The organism is Maribacter sp. MS6 (genome assembly GCF_056839185.1).
The window spans coordinates 2,492,216-2,510,945 of the sequence record NZ_CM166389.1; the positions used below are offsets into that span (position 1 = coordinate 2,492,216).

General features: G+C 37.1%; 15 protein-coding genes. 1 reads left to right on the forward strand and 14 read right to left on the reverse strand.

Features of this window, described 5'->3' with window-relative positions:
• Window positions 1-56: 56 nt before the first annotated feature.
• The 12 genes from MS6x_RS10950 to MS6x_RS11005 form a co-directional block, all read right to left on the reverse strand.
• Entirely contained in the window at window positions 57-2,816 is a 2,760-nt protein-coding gene (locus MS6x_RS10950) for a hypothetical protein (RefSeq protein WP_482601928.1), read from the reverse strand.
• A 659-nt stretch (window positions 2,817-3,475) separates the two neighbouring features.
• Window positions 3,476-3,958: a monoheme cytochrome C gene (locus MS6x_RS10955; RefSeq protein ID WP_482601930.1), complete on the reverse strand. Its 483-nt coding sequence runs from the start codon at window positions 3,956-3,958 to the stop codon at window positions 3,476-3,478.
• Between the two features lie 4 nt (window positions 3,959-3,962).
• Window positions 3,963-5,183, reverse strand: a complete 1,221-nt coding sequence (locus MS6x_RS10960) for a sulfite oxidase (RefSeq protein WP_482601932.1) — start codon at window positions 5,181-5,183, stop codon at window positions 3,963-3,965.
• A gap of 64 nt (window positions 5,184-5,247) precedes the next feature.
• The gene (locus MS6x_RS10965) at window positions 5,248-6,489 is read right to left on the reverse strand and encodes a mechanosensitive ion channel family protein (protein ID WP_482601934.1); all 1,242 of its coding nucleotides are present in this window, start codon (window positions 6,487-6,489) and stop codon (window positions 5,248-5,250) included.
• A 486-nt stretch (window positions 6,490-6,975) separates the two neighbouring features.
• On the reverse strand, window positions 6,976-7,152 hold the full coding sequence (locus MS6x_RS10970; protein WP_482601936.1) for a hypothetical protein: 177 nt from the start codon (window positions 7,150-7,152) through the stop codon (window positions 6,976-6,978).
• A gap of 44 nt (window positions 7,153-7,196) precedes the next feature.
• The gene (locus MS6x_RS10975) at window positions 7,197-7,616 is read right to left on the reverse strand and encodes a GreA/GreB family elongation factor (protein ID WP_482601938.1); all 420 of its coding nucleotides are present in this window, start codon (window positions 7,614-7,616) and stop codon (window positions 7,197-7,199) included.
• A gap of 395 nt (window positions 7,617-8,011) precedes the next feature.
• Window positions 8,012-8,638 carry an MCP four helix bundle domain-containing protein gene (locus MS6x_RS10980; protein WP_482601940.1) on the reverse strand — a complete coding sequence of 209 codons (627 nt, stop codon included), beginning with the start codon at window positions 8,636-8,638 and terminating at the stop codon, window positions 8,012-8,014.
• 143 nt (window positions 8,639-8,781) lie between these two features.
• Window positions 8,782-9,141 carry a hypothetical protein gene (locus MS6x_RS10985; protein ID WP_482601942.1) on the reverse strand — a complete coding sequence of 120 codons (360 nt, stop codon included), beginning with the start codon at window positions 9,139-9,141 and terminating at the stop codon, window positions 8,782-8,784.
• Window positions 9,142-9,143: 2 nt separating this feature from the next.
• Window positions 9,144-9,617, reverse strand: coding sequence for a GreA/GreB family elongation factor (locus tag MS6x_RS10990; protein ID WP_482601944.1), 474 nt, complete (start codon window positions 9,615-9,617; stop codon window positions 9,144-9,146).
• 237 nt (window positions 9,618-9,854) lie between these two features.
• Window positions 9,855-11,174 (reverse strand): sigma-54-dependent transcriptional regulator, encoded by a 1,320-nt coding sequence (locus tag MS6x_RS10995; protein ID WP_482601946.1) that lies wholly within the window; start codon window positions 11,172-11,174, stop codon window positions 9,855-9,857.
• A gap of 2 nt (window positions 11,175-11,176) precedes the next feature.
• On the reverse strand, window positions 11,177-12,265 hold the full coding sequence (locus MS6x_RS11000) for a sensor histidine kinase (RefSeq protein ID WP_482601948.1): 1,089 nt from the start codon (window positions 12,263-12,265) through the stop codon (window positions 11,177-11,179).
• 110 nt (window positions 12,266-12,375) lie between these two features.
• On the reverse strand, window positions 12,376-13,716 hold the full coding sequence (locus MS6x_RS11005; RefSeq protein WP_482601950.1) for a sugar porter family MFS transporter: 1,341 nt from the start codon (window positions 13,714-13,716) through the stop codon (window positions 12,376-12,378).
• A gap of 105 nt (window positions 13,717-13,821) precedes the next feature.
• On the opposite strand from MS6x_RS11005, the gene MS6x_RS11010 reads away from it, so the two are divergent.
• Window positions 13,822-14,529, forward strand: coding sequence for an SDR family oxidoreductase (locus tag MS6x_RS11010; RefSeq protein ID WP_482601952.1), 708 nt, complete (start codon window positions 13,822-13,824; stop codon window positions 14,527-14,529).
• Here the strand turns inward: MS6x_RS11010 and MS6x_RS11015 are convergent, their stop codons facing one another.
• Window positions 14,530-17,268 carry a PD-(D/E)XK nuclease family protein gene (locus tag MS6x_RS11015; RefSeq protein WP_482601954.1) on the reverse strand — a complete coding sequence of 913 codons (2,739 nt, stop codon included), beginning with the start codon at window positions 17,266-17,268 and terminating at the stop codon, window positions 14,530-14,532. It lies immediately after the preceding gene.
• A 70-nt stretch (window positions 17,269-17,338) separates the two neighbouring features.
• Window positions 17,339-18,679 carry an OmpA family protein gene (locus MS6x_RS11020; RefSeq protein WP_482601956.1) on the reverse strand — a complete coding sequence of 447 codons (1,341 nt, stop codon included), beginning with the start codon at window positions 18,677-18,679 and terminating at the stop codon, window positions 17,339-17,341.
• Between the last annotated feature and the right edge of the window lie 51 nt (window positions 18,680-18,730).

The following is an 18,730-nucleotide window of genomic DNA, read 5'->3' on the forward strand; positions in this document are numbered from 1 at the left end:
GCCTTATGGCCATTAAATGATGTATTCTAACCCAATAGAAAAATCAACGCTAAACCCTATTCTAGAATATCGTAAGATATTTCGCCCCGTCCTATTCCAACTCCGCTAGTGGAGATGCCTTCACAAATAATGATCACTTTTCCCGCAATGTCGCCATTGAAAAATTTCACGGTTGCATTTCCTTGGGCGTCGGTTTTAATATTGGGTTGCCAATGTATCAATGTTCTTAAATCTGGGATATTTCCGTTATCGTCCGGACTATCATAGATTGGGCTATAGAACTCCCTTTTTGGAGAAAACGCAGGAGTGAAAGCTTGCAACAAATTTGTTTTGCTTGGAAAAGCCCCAAAAAGCCCTTTGCCCGCATAGGTGTAAATTGCCAATATTGCGGGAGATTTTGGAGGTGGAATAGTATGACAGGTAAAAGGAAATACCTCACAATAATAGCTGTTGTTGGCAGTACCCGAATTTCTAATCAACTCAACACTTTTGACGGCGTGTATAGGAATGTTTGGAATTATGCTGTAGTTTTCTTGATTTACGGGTTTACCGTCAATTACCACATATGTAAAATCTGCGCCAAAAACGTCGGCATACAAAAAACCCGAAGGATCTTCTTCTATTATAACATTAACTTCTAGTACCCTTCTAACATTAAGCTCTAGAGGGAAATTGTACAATAGCCATGAATGAAGCCTACCGGTCCAATTTTTTTCCTTGGCCAGAAGTTCCTTGGCATTAACGACAAATTCTGGCATACCGTGCAATTTTTTCATTTCTTCCCTTTCCGGAGTCAAAATATAGTCACTTACTACTACTTCGTTCAAAGCTATGGTATTAGGCAGTAAATAGGGGTCTCTGGCGATTTCTCTTACAATTCTATCGGTCATCGTTTTTTCTATTACGCTATCAACGGGAGCTATAATCGCCTCAATTTTATATTCGATCTCGGGGATTTTTCTTTCGTTTATGTTTACTTTAAAGGAAGTATTTTCACGAGCAGAAGATGCCGGTTGAATTAGGAATTTCTCACCTTCCTCATGGCTATCCGGCAAACTAAAATTAAAATACCCCGTTCTATCAATTTCTTGTTGGTATACATTGCTATTTTCCCCGTAGGTCATCAAGGTCAAATCAAACTTTTCATCTTCAAAACGCTTTTTCTTTTTTAAATTCTGGACGCCCCCTACATAGCCCGAAAGTCTCAGTCCCTTTTCAGGTTGGTTTAGTTTGGGTGTATAGGGCTTGTCGTATTTATAGTTTGTCCAGCCTTGGGTAAGCATCAGATAGTCCAAATCATTAAGATTCTGTTCATTTTCAAAATAATAAGCGGAATCCTCGATTTTGCCCCTGATATCCGATTCCAACATAAAATAGGAAGTTATGTTATTTTGAACAGGATTGGTTAGTTCAAAATAATTTTTATTTACTGCCATTAGAGAGATAGAGGCCGGTTTGGGTGCGCTTCCTTTAGTCGAACGAATGCGAACGATTACACTATCACGGGTTTCATATTCGCTTTGGCTGACTTCAATTTTGATATCCAAATGATCTTCTGGTTTATGATTGTAAAAATGGCGTTCGGCTATCGGCCTATGCTCTGAATCATATAAAGTTGCGCCTATAAGTCCGCCTGGCAAGCTGCTGCTAGCGAAAGGATAATTAAATGTTCCATTTTTCATCAATGCCTTTAGAATGTAAATATCCTTGCCTCGGTGGTACAATTTTATGAAAATGCTATCGGTTATAGCCGGTTTCGCATTTAAAACAATAAGTTTCAATTGATTTATAGAAATTACACGCATAACTGAACCCACGGGTTTGGCCTTTGGAATAGGATATTTATACGAAGTGCCATCGTTAGACTTAATTATCCCAAAATAGCTTTTACCTATTTCTGGCAGCAAGACTACTTTGCCCATGCCTAGGGGATTACTTTCAAAAGTGGTCAACTCGTTATCATCTTGATCTACTATAATCCCCTTTACTTCTGCTCCCTTCCCTTTATAGTTTAGATACTTAAAACCTATGGTACTTTTTATATCGTTTACCAACGCCCCTCCTTCGGGGAAAAAGTTTAAGGAACCCTCGTTTGTATCCAAAACAATGGATTTGGAATAGCTTTTATTTCCGGTTTTTAAACGATAACCAATAATCTTTACATCATTTGGTATCTTATACTCCACAGGAACGGATCTACCTCTTTTTTGTTTGATATCAATAGAATCGGTTCCATCTTCCCAATTTAAATAAAGCATAGCGTTGCCTTTATACAGACTGTCAACTTCGTTCGGAAACAGTAGTGCAGCTACGGAAATTGTTTCACCATTTAATTCTTTGTTAACTGTAATATTCCGAATAGGGTCGATTTTATCTTCCGGTCTTTGGAAATGGAAGACATCCACATAGGTTGAAAAGATGAAATCGGCACCGAAGTTTTTGTTCCATTCGGTATACGCCCGTATCAAATATTTGCCTTCCTGATAATTGGCATGCAGCTGAAAAAAGCTTTCGGCTACACCGTTTTTTAACTTCAGTACTTTATGGTCTACAATTTGTTCGTCGATGGGGTCAATCAATTCTACGTGTAGAACACCGCTAATTTTGGAGAGGGAGTTATCAAAAGCATTTGTAACGACCGCTTTGAACCATATTATCTCCGATGTGTTGAACGCATTGCCTGTCAACTGTAAATAGATTTTTTCGGCATCAATGGCGTTCGCGGGAATAGCGTTACCGGTTGCGAACGGTTTTTGGGCAGCGCACCAAGAGATGGCGAAAAGAAAAATATATGTGTAATATCGGCGGATAAACATGTTCTTCTAAAATTAAGTAAAAAAATGAATCTCATTGTACAAGAAAACGGTCGTTTTATGGAATTCTAAAACTATTCCTTGCTTTTAACAACAATGTATCCAGATGTTTATGGTGTCTATTCCTTAATGTTTTGGTATTCCAAAAACTGGTACGAAGCTTGATTTTTTTCAAGAAAAAAGGATGTCAGGATACTTTATATGTAAATTTAACGTTAATTAATTGTAAATATAATGAGCTAATTTGTAGCTTTATGAAATGTTTAAAGGAAAAATATTATGAAGAGAGATAAAAATATATTAACAAGCTTAAGGGATTTTCATAGAAACTGTGTTAAAAATCTAAGGTCTTACGGAACCAAAATAAGAAATTTTCACGCGTTGATTTATAGCGTTTAACTTCAATCTTGAAGTTCAGTGAGCTTCGTGTGGCATTGCTTCTTTACAAATATTAATAAGCGATTATTATGTTTTGTTGCTTTGGATTACCGCGTAAACACAACTCCTTACTTTTCATTTTATTCTGCTCTATAATCGTTCTACACTTTTAGATTTGAGGATGAATAAAGTCATTTTAATGTTAGCAATAGTTTATCGTAATGCTTTTACTACAGCTAAAAAAGTTTCTATCCAATTACTAAGTGGGTGTTAAAACCACCAAATTATTGCTCTAAAACATACCACTCAATTTCGCTTAGGGCTTTTCGTCTTCCGCTTGTTTTTTGAGGATAGTTTTCTACCAAATAATTGATAATTACATCTTCGTTTTTACCTAAATCCCATAAGTTTTGGGTCTCTTGCATCCAACGGATGGTAGCTTTCCAACGTTCTGCGCTCATACGGTTCTGCGTTACCAGTTTGGAGGAATGGCAGTTGGTACAATTAGTAACCGTCTCCATGAGTCCAGGAGCATCTATTAGCCCTGTACGCACATGTATACCATTCTCAATTTTATCGTAATCATCTTCTTGGGGAACCGCTACTATAGTTTCATCTGGTTCTTGATTGCTAAACACCGATGCCTTGGGATTGATCATAACGTAAATACCCATAATGGCGATTACTCCTAAACAACAGAACAGTATGAGCATCAGCCTATAAACACCATGCACACCTTTCCTAAATTTAGTATTCTTGTCCTCCATACGATTAGGTAACTTTTATAGCTATTCGTTGGCATGCGTTGTTAAGGTATCCTTTTGGGTTCCACCCAGGAATGAGCATAGGTTGCGCTATTCCTTGGCTATCGGTGGCCCGAGACCATATTTCGTAATACCCTTTTTTAGGAAAATCTACTTCTGCAGTAAAATGTTGCCATGCCAAACGGTTTGCAGGCTTCTCTATAGGACATTCCTTCCAGGTAGCTCCGAAATCGATGGAATATTCCATTTTAGAAACTTCCAGTTCCCCAGCCCATGCATGGCCTCTTATATTTAACTTAGTTCCTTCACTAATCATTGCCCCCGTTTTGGGATATGTAATTAACGATTTAACAGGCATCGACTCTATAATGCACATATCTTCATTAGAAACTTTTTCTCCTGGCGCTACAGGGTTACATGGGACCCGATAGGCATCTCCCTGCATTTTAGAGCCGTCGTGTTCTTTGTTGCGAACACTAATGCGCTGTACCCATTTACCCGAAACCGAAGCAGGCCAACCTCCTGCAACCAATCGCAGTGGATACCCATGCACTAAAGGAATATCCTCTCCGTTCATCTGAAAGGCGAGCAGGGTTTCATCCTGCAATGCTTTAGTCATTGGAGCACCGCGAGAAATAGGTTCTTTTTTTAGATCTCTACTAAGATGTTGGTCAATGGCATGGTAACCTATATATACTGCATCGTTTTTTATGCCTACATCTTCCAAAACATCGCGCAACCTAATGCCGGTCCATTCTGCACAATAAACAGCACCTATAGTCCATTGGTTTCCTTTTGCCGGAGGGTTATATTCTGAGCGACCGTTACCGCCGCATTCTAGCGTAAGTTGATAGGTATGTTGCTGAAATTTTGATTTTAGCTCTGCCAAACTATAAGTCTTTGTCTTGCCAACCGATTCACCGTCTATAGTCAAAGTCCACTTATCCGCATCTATGTTTTCGGGAACCAAGCCATTGTTCCTAATAAAAATATACTTGTTGGGCGTTATCTTGTCATCCAAAAGATGTGCCTGCGCCTCCATATTCCATGGCCGATCGTTCAGGAGTACCATGCTACTATCTTTATTGAACAAAGCAAACGGATCTGGATCTTGTAAACCTACCGGAATGTAGCGGTCTGGCAGATGATTGCCAAATACGATTTCTGTACCCAAGGCACTACATAAAGCAGCTAAAGCGGTTTGGCCAATGAACTTTCTTCTTTCCATGGTACATTATTTACAGTTCCAAGATAGGACTTTTTCAAATTTTCAACCGTTAGATGTTCTGATTTTAAGTTTCTAAGGTCGTTGGCAACTCAAAAACCTTTAATTTAAAAAAGGGTAGCGCTGCAAAGAGATGGTCAAAAATATCGGCCATCACATATTCATAGTTTTCCCAACGTTTATCAGCGCTAAAGGCATATATTTCCAAAGGAATGCCCTGTGGGGTAGGGGCGAGTTGCCTCACCATCAGTGTCATTCCTTTGTTTACAGCTGAGTGATTCTCTAGATACTCGGTAATATATTTTCTAAATACACCTAAATTGGTGAGATTTCTTCCGTTTATAGCTAATTCCTTGTTGGCGTTATTTAGGGTATTATACTCCTTAATTTGTTGATTTCTATTCTTAAGATAGGGAGTTACCAATTCAATTTTTTGCAGATTGTTGATATCATCATCGGAAAGAAAGCTAATACTTTTTTGACTAATGATCAAGGCTCTTTTGATTCGTCTTCCTCCAGAATCCTGCATCCCACGCCAATTTTTGAAAGAATCGGAAATCAGGGCATAGGTTGGAATGGTGGTAATGGTCTTGTCAAAGTTCTGAACTTTCACCGTAGCCAGGGTAATCTCTACTACATCTCCATCTGCACCATATTTCTCAAATGTAATCCAATCACCAATGCGTACCATGTCATTGATACTTACCTGCATACTAGCTACAAACCCTAGGATAGAATCTTTAAATAGCAATAGGATTATAGCGGAACCGGCTCCTAAGGCGGTAAAGAATTTAAAGATACTCACTTCCGTTATTATGGCAAATATGGTGAGTATACCAATAATCCAGATGAATATCATGAACACTTGAATGTAACTGTCCATTGGCTTATCCCGGAACCTTGACTTGGTTTTTAGATAATCGTTCGTACTTCGAAGTACCTTTTTTACTATGGTAATAGCGAGTACCACAAATAGGACCTGAAGTGCTTTTTCTGCAATAGTTGCTGCGTACTTAAAATCGGTCAATGCCAAGGGAACCAAGTCAAATAGCAAAATTAAAGGTAAGAGGTGGGCTACATAACGCGGCACTTTATGGTTGACCAAAAAATTATCAAAATTGGTCTTTGATTTTCTTGCTAACTTAATGGATAAGGAACGCAGTATTTTCCAAGCAATAATATCCAGAATATAGGCAAAAATGAGAATGGCAAGTAAAAATATACCCATGTTCAGGTACTCGGCCACGCTTTCGCTCATGCCGGTTTTTAATAAATAATTATATAGTATTCTGTCTGCTCCGTCTTTCATACGTAAGTTTTACGACACTTATTATTTTAGGTCGATTATCATGTGGATATTACAAAAGTAACTTAGGAATACTGTTTGTAAAAACTTCTACAGGATTGTTTTGTCATATTCAGGTCGCTCTCGTATTATGTTCTAGATATTGTACTTGATGTGTTCACTTTTTTAACGGAATTTATCTGAGAATAAAGAAATGGGATTAATGCATCATCACCTTATTAAACAGTATGGAAAGGGTATCTATTGGATATATATATATTCTTAATATTTAAAGGTATCTGTTAAGAAAGATAATCTACACCTATGCAAACCAACTGAGTGATATTACCTTGGAATCTGCACTATTTTAGAAAACACTTTTGCTTTAATGCTTCTATATTTATTCAAGTGGGTAAGGAAATTTGTTCGCGTTTTTTTATGGTTAGAAAGACAAAAGGCGTCACACTCCGAGGTGTCGCATTCGCGTGTACTTCTAACAGTGCCTTCGTATTAGTATAACTCTCCTAATCGCAATTGATTTTCCTTTTTTAACCCATATAAATGTTGATATAACTCGGTATTGTTACGTATGCAACCTTCTATATCTAAAAGATACTCTAGGTCTTCATTTATGTATTCTAAATCATCGGTCCAGTTTATAATTTCTAAAAGGTTCTTTTTTATCATAATCTTATCATCCGTTTCATGACTATAAAATGGTTATATAGCGTTCATAACATCACGTTTACGTTGGGTTGAATATTTTCCTGCTCTACTTTTTTTATAGTAAGCGTTTGTTCCCCAGATGGAAACTCCCAGATTAGGGAATCACCCTCGGCGTAACCCATTACGGCAGCTCCCATTGGGCTTAATAAGGATATTTTGTTGTTCTTTACATCGCTTGATTTTGGTAATACCAATTGAAATTTTTTTTGCCACCCGTTTTCTGAAACAATAGTAACTTCGGAATTAAAGCGCACTACATTTGACGACATGTCTATCTCGTCACATATTTTTGCCGATTCCAATTCCCTTGATAATTTGCCCACAGCTTTACGTAGCGTTAGGTCTTGCTGGTAGCCAGATATGTTGAGTACGCGTTTTAGAATTACGTATTCTTTTTTTTCTACAATTAGATTTTTGTATTTCATTTTTAGAATTTTTGCTGTTTTCATTACTTACAACTCAAAGACTTAGATTTCTTAAATCAGCACTATTTATAAGACAAAGAATTAGGCTTGTAATTGCTACTTTTTAGAATACATTTTGAAATTGAGTTCTCATTTTCAGGTTTACTTCTTAATAGTATATCCTTTTCAAAGTAACTGGTGTACAAGCCTAATGGTTCTGCCCTTTTTTCATGTTATTATGATGTAAGAAAAAATACCATGTTGAATATATGTGTCTTCCAACCAATCCCAATATTCATTAAAAGAACGTATGGCATCTTTATTTATTAATGAGGGAGCAATCCATATAAATTGTAGATGTTATACAGATTCTTTTGTATGTTCTGTCATAGCACTATTTTTTTTGAATCTTTAAATTAGTCTTTTGTGTTGGTGTCCTTCTTTTTGATGGGATAAAAGATGAGTGCCATCATGGCGATACCGATAACAATCATTAAGCCTAATTCCAATCTTGACATTAATACGTTCATACCCAAGGATTTATTTGAAAGTTCTGTCAGTTGTTCACTTTCTTCTAGCTGTATTTTGGCCAGACCATCTAGCTGTTGCCTCATTGAATTAAGAGCTGTTAGCACCTCTGTTTTTTGATGCGCAGTTACTTGGGGGCTAATCATTTTTTTTTCTAGAGTTAAAAAATGGTCAAAATCTTCACTTAATTCAAGAAGTAGATTGTACTCTTTTGAAGTTAATTCTGTTTTCCTGAATGCGGTAAGAATAGTAGCTACTTCGTTATTTTCAATGGTGAACGCTTCGTAATTTGTTTGATCCAAACTGAACCGTAATGCTTTTTTGTGTAAAATAGTACTTAGTTCGTATATTAAATTCTGTACCACAACCCTATCCTTGTATACCGAGTTTACCGTGTTTTGAATGGTTTCAAAGTGTCTATTATCCAATCGGTTGGAAAACAACACCAAAAGAAAGGCAATAGCTAAGATTAGGCCTACTGAAATTCGTTGTAACACTGTAAGTTTTGTGAACATTTTCTATTTTTTAGAATTCATGATTATATTATGTTAGCATGTTAATATTATATAACAAAATCCACCCGGTCATTGTCTTTGTTTTGAGCAAAACAAAATAATTTATAGACCGAGTAGATTATATCAACCAACCAAAATTTTTACTAGAACTGTAATTCTCCTGCCTCCAGTGCTTCCTCAAAATTTGCGGATATGAAGGTATGGCTTCCAAAAAAACGACCACCGTCTTCTCGTTTTATCGTTACTTGATTAGTTCCATCCTTTTTTTTCTTAACCGAGGTTACGATTACTTTTTTCCCTACTGCACGTTTGTAATTGGCAACGCCACCTTTCTTAATAATGAAGTTTGGGTTGGGGAAATTAATGTGTCTGTAGGTCCTTGTTTCAGGTTTTCCAATTTCATAAATATCGCCTACCTGTGGGTTTTGCTGATTAGGTTTTGAATTGTTTTTAGCGGTTAGCAGGCTTAATGCTAGGAACAGGGTCATAATTAATTTCATCATAGTTATGTTTTTAAAGTTAAAATTCTTGAATCTTGGGAAACACTAGTGCTCGCTTCTGCTTTTGAAGGCGATAGATTAGCTTTTATTTTAGTAGTTACCACAGTTTCTATTTTTAAAAATATAGTGCTTCCGGGCAGACCATACTTTATACTATCTCCTTCTGAGATTCCGATGAGAGAAGCTCCCAAGGTGCTCATCACCGATGTTTTGTTCTTTTTGATGTTTTCTTCGGATGGAGCCACCAAGGTAAATTCTTCCTGCCATTGTGAGTTGCATGTGACCGTAATCTTAGAATACAGTTGTATAACGTCCGATGGCATTCGTTCTGCCTCTAAGATTATAGCGTTGGACATTAAATTTTTTAAGGTATCCAAGGTGTTCTTATGGGCGTAGTCCTCGTAGGTAAGGTTTGTGCGTTCATATTGCTTTATCAACGCGAAATCACTTTTTTCTAGTACGAGCTTTCCATATTTCATCTATAATCTTATAACCGGTTTCTAAGTTTCATATGTTTTCTCCTAGTAAAGCAAAATTTGTTCCTATTAAATAGCTAGCTACATCAAATTATTTTAGTTATTTGAAAATCAGATTGATAGGTTAAAAAATATAATATAAAGTAATATCCAAAGTGGGGAGAAACTCCTCAACCGGGGAAATTTTACCCATCTGTTTACAGTAACAAGTAATGTCGTGAAGAAACCTATGGGCTGGATTCAATTGAGTTTGTCGCGCAAGGTTTTGCGATCTATTTGAAGTAGTTCTGCGGCTTTGGTTTTGTTTCCTTTCGTGTGTAGTAAAACCCGTTTTATATATTCTTTTTCCATCTCCCTAAGTGGAAGTAGTTTAGAGTCGGGGAAATTTATTTCAAATTTTAAAAAGTCAGGAAGGTCTTTTATTTCAATTGGTCCATCTGCCATAATTACTGCCCGTTGTATAACATTTTCTAGCTCTCTAATATTTCCGGGCCAGTTGTAGCGCTTTAAAATACTAATCGCTTCTGGGGAAATTCTCAAAAGACGGTCCTTATATTCTACACCATATTTACGAAGAAATTTTTCTACTAATAATGGAATATCCAATTTACGTTCCCTAAGGGGAGGTACCATTATTTCTACAACGGTTAGCCTATAATAGAGGTCTTCCCTAAACGTCTTGTTTTTAATTCCTTCAACAAGATCGGCATTTGTGGCTGCAATAATGCGTATGTCTACTTTTTCTACTTTTCTTGAGCCAACTCTGGAAATTTCTTTTTCTTGTAAGGCACGTAATAATTTTGTTTGTACTGCAAGGGATGCCGTCCCAATTTCGTCTAAGAACAGCGTACCCCCTTGCGCCGCTTGAAAGAAACCGTTTCTGTTTTCGTTTGCTCCCGTAAAGGCACCTTTTTGATAGCCAAAAAGTTCGGCTTCTTGTAGATTCTCAGGGATGGCTCCACAGTTTACCGCAACGAAAGGTGCACGGGAGTATTTGCCCGAATAATGAATAGCTCTTGCTACTAGTTCTTTTCCGGTACCACTTTCTCCTTTTATAAGTACGGTTGCCTTATTATCCTTTACTCTATCTATTATTGTGGCAACCTGGCAAAAACCCTCCGAGGCGCCAACCATATCTCCGTATAAAACGGTAGTCGGTTTTTCTCTTAAGTTGGCTCTGGATTCCTTGCTTTTTTCAAATGCTTTTGAAACAGCTTCCCTTAGCTCCGCTTTAGTAAACGGCTTTGTTAAGTAGTCTGTTGCACCGGATTTCATCACGGCTAAGGTGCCACTTACCGAGGGATAGCCCGTAACCATAAGTTTGGGCATATCTGGGTAGTGCTCGTTGGTATACTTCAGTAATTGTAAGCCGTCTACCTCCGGCATTTGGATGTCTGTAATTAATAAATCTATAAAGGTGTCCTTTAAAATGAAAAGTGCCTCTTTTACAGATACAGCCTTGTAGGTATGGTAATTCATAGAATGTAAGTGCCGCTGTAGCAGTTCTAATATGTTGATATCATCATCAACAAGTAGTATGTTTTCTTTGCGAAAGGCCATGTTTACAATTTAGGGAAATCAATCGTAAAAATAGTGCCATTTGGTGTATTGGGTTTGTGTAAAATAGTGCCCTTGTGGCTATCGATAATTCCATGAACGACACTGAGACCCAGTCCCGACCCTTCGCCTAAGGGCTTGGTAGTGAAAAATGGTTCAAAAACCTTATCGTTATATTTTGATGCTATTCCTTTTCCTTGGTCAGCAATATAGATTTGGACCGTTTCGTTTTTCTCTGTGAGCACAAGCTCTATTTCTCCGCCTATTGGAGAATAATAAATTGCGTTCATAATCAGATTAAAGAGAACTTGTGTCAATTGAACTGAATCTGCACGTAGAAGAATATTGGCATTACTGAATTGTTTTTTAAGTACTATGTTTTTATCCTTAAAGGATGGAGAGAGCAGTTTCAAGGAATTTTCAACTAGGGCATTAAGTTCTATTTCATCTTTTTTATGTGGCATTTCACAGGCAAAAAACATTAATTTTTTTACAATTTCACGACTAAAGACCGCATTTTCCATGATTTTTTCAAGATCTCTACTATTTTCTTTGAGTTTTACCTTTTCTTTCAATAATTCGGCAAAACCTAAAATGTTAGCCAAAGGTGTATTTAATTCATGTGCTATACCGGCTGTAATTTCACCTAGAATATGCAAACGATCTGCACGTTCCATTTGCATTTTTGCGGCAACTTCGCTATCGCGTATCTGTTTACGTTCCATTAGATTGCCCACGGCCAAGCTTACATTGTGCAATAACGTATGTTCTTCTGGTAAAAAATCTGATTTCGAGTAACGGTCCAGTGGATAACCTATTTGGATTTGCCCGTCTACTCGGTTAAAGATTTTAATGTCTTGCTGCATAAAGGCCATGTTATGCTGGTAGTTCTTTGTTTTAGTTTCATAGTCGCACACTTTTAGATATACCTCGGTATCATTTTCAAATTGCCATGCTTTTTTTAAACAATACACGATTGCTTCAAGAGAAGTCTCTAATTCATCATAATCAGAATTTACGATAATGGAAGTTACCTCATATAAACAAGTAAGTTCTTTAACACGTTCTTTTAACTTGGCTTCTATTGTACTCATTATCTTTAGCGTTTATAAAATCGGCTAAAAGGAATAGCTAAACGTAATTAAAGATAGCCAAAATCACCAAATATAATGGGAGTTTTATATACTGTAGTAGGTAGTTGATTTTAACTTTCAGTCAGTTTTTTACTTAATTCCTCCAAGGATATACCTTTTGTTTCAGGCATTTTTGTTATTGCCCAAATGAGTTGTAGCACCATCATACCGCCAAAGAAATAATAGATATACCAAACTGCATTTCTTAGAACTCCTTCTGTGGCATCCAAGAAAAATGGCGTGATTAATGTAATTACCGCTGCGAAAACCCAATGTACGCTCACACCCCATGATTGACCGTACGCACGAACGCTATTGGGATATATTTCTGAGATAAAGACCCAGATAACGGCACCTTGACCAATAGCATGGGAGGCTACGAAGGAACAGATGAAAATTAGGGTTAGCGTAGAACCGAGTTCCATTTGAAAACATAAGCCTACCATCACCAAACTGATAATATATCCAACGGAGCCAATGATGATCAGTTGTCGTCTTCCTAACTTGTCCAATAATCGAACACCAATAATGGTAAACAATAAGTTTATGATGCCAATAGCAATGGAGTTAAAAAGAGATTCCTTGCCGCCTAGTCCGGCCTGCTCCAGAATTTCGGGTGCATAGTAGAGTACAAAGTTAATGCCGGATAGCTGATTAAAAAATGCAATTAAGAAACCTAACCATAGAATTTTAGAATATTTCTTTTGAAAAAGATTTTCACTTATTTCAGAATGATTATAATCCAGCTTTATCTCCTGTAATTGCTCGGTTGCTTTTTCCTTACTGTGTATGAGTTCCAACACCTTTAGCGCTGTATCATCGTCTTTCTTGTGCAGCACTAACCATCTTGGACTGTTTGGTACTTTAAGTACCATAATCGTGTAAATAAAGGCAGGTATTGCCTCTACCCCGAGCATCCATCGCCAGTCATTTGCACCATCAAAACCTTTTAACAACCAGTTGGATACGAAGGCAATTAGAATTCCGAATACCAACCAAAATTGATAGAGTCCACCCATTTTACCACGGTTTTCCTTAGATGTTATCTCAGAGATATAAATGGGGGCAGCTACAGAAGATATTCCAACACCCACACCACCTATAAAGCGGAAAAATGAAAAGGAATATGGGTCTTGTGCTAGCGCAGAACCTATTGCCGAAATAAAGAATAGAATCCCTATCCAAAACAAGGTTTTTTTACGGCCTATCTTTTTTGTAGGAATTCCTCCAAAGAGTGATCCAAATACAGTTCCCCAGAGTGCCATACTCATTATAAACGTACCATGAAACAAAGGCGATGTATCCCACAATTGTTTTATAGGCTCGTTAGCCCCGCTGATGACAACGGTATCAAAGCCAAACAAAAAACCTGCAAGTGCTACAGTGATAGACCAAATTACAATTTTGTTCATGTACATAGTTTTAACAACTTCTAAATATAACAAAACAAAACTTTAACATATGGCACATTCTGGATAAGTATCTTTGAAATAGTTATTAATTAAATGAATTATAGGATGAGCATGGAAGGAAAAGTAGCATATATTACAGGAGGAACAAAAGGAATTGGTTATGGGATTGCACAATGCTTGTTGGATATTGGAATGAAGGTAGCTATTAGTGGAAGAACACAAGATAGTGTGGATACTGCTTTAAAAAGTTTGAATAGGGATAATGTTATTGGTGTAGTTTCAGATGTTTCTGTGCTGAAGGACGAGACAGAAGCAGTGCGGTATATTCTTGATACTTGGGGACAATTGGATGTGGTTTTGGCCAATGCAGGGCTTGGACATTTTGCCCCTGTGGACAAACTTACGGAAGCTGACTGGCACCAGATGATAAATGTAAACCTTAACGGTGTTTTCCATACCTTAAAAGCATCAGTAGAGGCATTAAAGCAATCCGAAGGTTATTACATGACGGTTGCTAGTCTTGCTGGAACCAATTTTTTTGCTTCTGGGGCCGGATATAACGCAACAAAATTTGGAGTAGTAGGTTTTACACAAGCTGTAATGTTGGATTTGCGAAAATACGGAATCAAGGTAACCACTATAATGCCAGGATCAGTAGCTACTCATTTTAATAGTAATAAACCCGACGAAAGTGATGCCTGGAAAATCCAACCAGAGGATATAGGAGCATTGGTGGTTGACTTATTGCAAATGAACCCTAGGACATTGCCCAGTAAAGTAGAAGTGAGGCCGACACGCCCAGATAAGAAATAGTTACACCTTTTTTTCTGTGAATGGTTGCTCTACGTCATGTATTTCGAGGATAAGTTCGTGTAAAACCGTTTCAAAATTAGAAAGGGTTTCTGAATTTATTACATGGTTTTTAGGTCCCCTGGGTGCTTCTTTTTGAGCAAAAAGAAGGGTTCCTTCTCTTAAATTTTTAAGAGAAATAATACCAGCCACAATGGGTTGGTTTATGTGTTCCTTTGAGTACATATATGCGTAACAAAGCAACTGAAACGCTTTACTATATTTATAATCAACTATCATGTTCTCCCATGACATTATTTCAACGTGCTTTCTTTCTACCCTACCTGTTTTATAATCAATAATTCGCGTCATACCATCTACTTCATCTATACGGTCTAGTTTTCCTTTTAGTATTATAGGATGATCTATTCCTTTAACATTCAATTTTATACTCATCGTTTGCTCCAAGGCTATTATTCTTACCTGGTGATGTTCTAATTGTTGTAGTTCTAAATCCAAAAAATTGGAAATATACTTTTGTATAACATGAAAAGACAAGTAGTTTTTACCTGTACTAATATCGCCATCAAAATAGGTTTTAAGAAAGTTACTGTGTATGGCTTCATTAAGTTTTGTTTTGGCGGAAATGAGATTTTCTTTGGATAGAACTGCTCCAATAAACGGCATGTATAGTTCCTCTAAAGTGTCATGTACGATGGTGCCAAAGGTATTTGCAGCAATGGTCTCTTCTACTGCAAGGCTATCCTTAATCCCCAATAAATTTTGTTTGTAAAAGTCGATGGGATTTCTAATATAGTTACTTAATGAACTAGGGGAGAAACCTTTGGCAGAATAGCTAGTAATCAAATCTAGTAAAGCGTCAGATTTGATAATGGAATCCAAGTTGGCCACAACGGGTTGTAAGGTAGGGGAAGCTATTTTTTCAATGATAGAGCCCCTATTTTCCTCTGTGAGTAGTTGAGTGATAAGCCTACTTTTTTCACCTCCTTCTAAAACATCTGGTTCCGTATTGTATAAGAGATAAATGGTCTTAGCCCTTTGTAGTAAACGATAAAAATGATAGGTATACACAGCATCTTTTTCTTTGTAGGTTGGAAGCCCGTGTGCTATTTTCAAATCAAATGGAATAAATGAGTTGTTGGATTTACCGGAGGGAAGGATGCCTTCATTTACAGAGGTCAATACCACCGTTTCAAAATCTAAATTTCTGCTTTCTAACATCCCCATAAGCTGTAATCCTTCTAATGGATCTCCTTGAAAGTCTAGGGTTTCTTTGGATAGTAGTTGTTTTACTAGATTTTTAAGAGCTTTTAGGTTGGTTATATAATTGTACTTGGTTATTAGCTGTTCAATTTGCGAAAATAACGTGTGATATTTGTAAAGCTGTTCTAAAACTAAATTATTGTTATCAGTCAGAAAGGTTTCTTTGAGAACTGTGACGAGTGCCTGACATTTTTTTAGAAAGTGCGAAGGGCTGTTATTTTCTTTAGAAAATAACAGTGGTAGAATGGGATGATTATTTCCTATTAGTTTTTCTAATTCTTCGAGTTTTACAAATGTCCAGTTTCTATTCTTTATAGTATTTAGTATCGCTGTTAAGTTAATCTCATGGTGGTTTAACAATGCTGTGCAAAAGGGGTGGGTAACAAAACTTATAAAATCCTTAAAAAACCAACCTTTGGTACTTGTTATCTCATGTAAGTCAAAAAATCCGATAAATAGGCCAGCCAACGGACTTAGTTCCAGTTTTTGTCCCATGGTAATATTTACGAAAGGTATGGAATTGGGTATAGCGTTGAGCAAAGGTGTTAACAATGATTCATCGCCCAAAATTAACGCTGTATCCTTTAAAGCTTTGGGGTTATGCTGATGAATATTAGCAAGTAAGTTTCCTGCATATTTAGCCTGGGATACCGCTTTAGGAACACCTATAATTTCTATATGTTTTTGCTGGCGGTAGTAATTACTGGTTCCTTTTAAGTGGGTGTCTTCAAAATAAGACCAATTTTCTTTGTGTTGCCTTATGAATAAGCCTGCATCATGTATGTGATCTGCTAAGAAATAAGGGTCAATATCCCAATAGATATCTGAATGCGTCTCTTTTAATATGCTTTGTATGATGTGGCTTTCTGCTTTATTAAGCGCGTTAAAACCCAAAAAGATATGGGTAATAGACTGTTTTTTTAAATATTCATTTAGATTTTTCGAGGCGTATCTGTATACCAAGCCTTGATGACCTATTCCTTGATCTACTAGATTTTTATTGAATCTGGAATATATAGGAAAAATATTCTTCCAGAAGTTCAAGTAGTTTTCAACAAGAACGGTCTGTTCGGTATTTGTAGACCAGTGATTTATTTCCTGTATATCGCTTAGATTGGAGAAGAGCGCTTTTGGATTAATGAGATAACGATCTACTTCATTAAAGTCTTGGAGTAATGTTTCGCCCCAAGTGAGAAATGTGTCAAACGTTTCCTTTTCATAGTCACCTGTCTGAAGATACGCAGTGTAAAGCTCAAAAAGTTGTTGGGTATTTGTTGCGTATTCCAATCCGGATACTTTTTCAACAAACTCCTCTATGCTGTAAACAACAGGAGCAAATATGGTTTTACCTGCTTTTCTGGATATGGCTTCTTTTAAGAAGGTGCCGGCTCGTTTACTAGGGAGTACGAAGATAATATTCGAAATGGAAGCATATTCCTCCCATACCTTATCAACTACATCTTCTATGAAAGTTTGCATATGGTAAAAATAAAAAAGCTCCGCGAGTTGCGGAGCTTTTTAAATATTAAAACACTTAGTTTTTAGAAACTTATTTTACTAAGTTAATTTCAACTCTTCTGTTTTGTGTTCTACCAGTTCTTGTGTTGTTAGTAGCGATTGGCTTGTCTTCACCATATCCAACAGCAGATAATCTGAATTCTTCAATTCCTTTGTCAACTAAAAATTCTTTAACAGAAAGAGCTCTTGACTCAGAAAGACTCTGGTTTAATTTAGCACTACCTACACTGTCCGTGTGACCTTCAACTGTAAATTTAGCAGTTGGGTACTCTTTAAGTATAGTAATGATATCTACCATAACTGAAGTAGATTCTGCCTTGATTGAAGATTTACCAGTGTCGAACAAGATAGTTCTAGCATAGTCGTTCAATTGTTTTTGAACTTCTTCCGTTACTTCAGGACAACCAGCGTTAGCTACAGTTCCAGCAACATCAACACATTGATCATCTTTGTCAAGTACACCGTCACCATCTGTATCTGGCCATGGGCATCCTTTATTTGCAGAAGGACCAGCTTCGTTAGGACAAGCATCATCTTTGTCAGCAACACCATCGCTATCCGCATCTGGACAACCTGCTAGAGCAGCAAGACCAGCTTCGTTAGGACAGGCATCATCTTTGTCGGCAACACCGTCACCATCAGCATCTGGACATCCGTTCATCTCTTTAGATCCAGCTTCATTAGGACAGCTATCTTTGCTGTCTTCGATGCCATCACCATCAGCATCTGGACAACCGTTGAAAGCTTCTAAACCAGCAACTTCTGGACAAGCATCATCTTTATCATATATACCGTCACCATCAGTATCCGTTCCACCAAATTTGATAGAAAGACCTGCTAAATGCTGGAAATGAGTAACACCATAATCTTCGAAAGCATTTTTGTATGAAGACTGTAAAGTAAGACCAACATTTTCAGTAAACCAGAAATTTACACCAACACCACCATTTACGGTACCAGCACCTATTTCATCTACCCAAGTATAACCACCGCCAATTTCAACGAATGGGTCAACTACAGTATTTTTAATAAAGTTATATTTAATTGTACCATCTAATGCATAATGAGACAAATCATCAACAGATACATCTCCAAGTTTGCTTATTTTGTTCAATGAACCTCTTGCTCCAACAGAGAAACCGCCTCCTACAGATTTAGATAAGCCGATGAAAGAGATAGATGGAAGAATATTCCAGTGGTCGTTGGCATTAAAGAATTCATTACCAAAAGAACTTACATCCCCAGTAGGATATACGTCGATTGCGTTAACCCCGAACTGTACTTGCCAAGGATTGTTCTCGTCTTGCGCTTGTACGTTGTTAAAACCTACAACAAGTAGGGCAACAAGCATTAATTTGCTAAGATGTTTCATGTTCAAATTTTTAAGTTTAAGTGTTTATTAGCTGCAAATGTAACTTGTTAA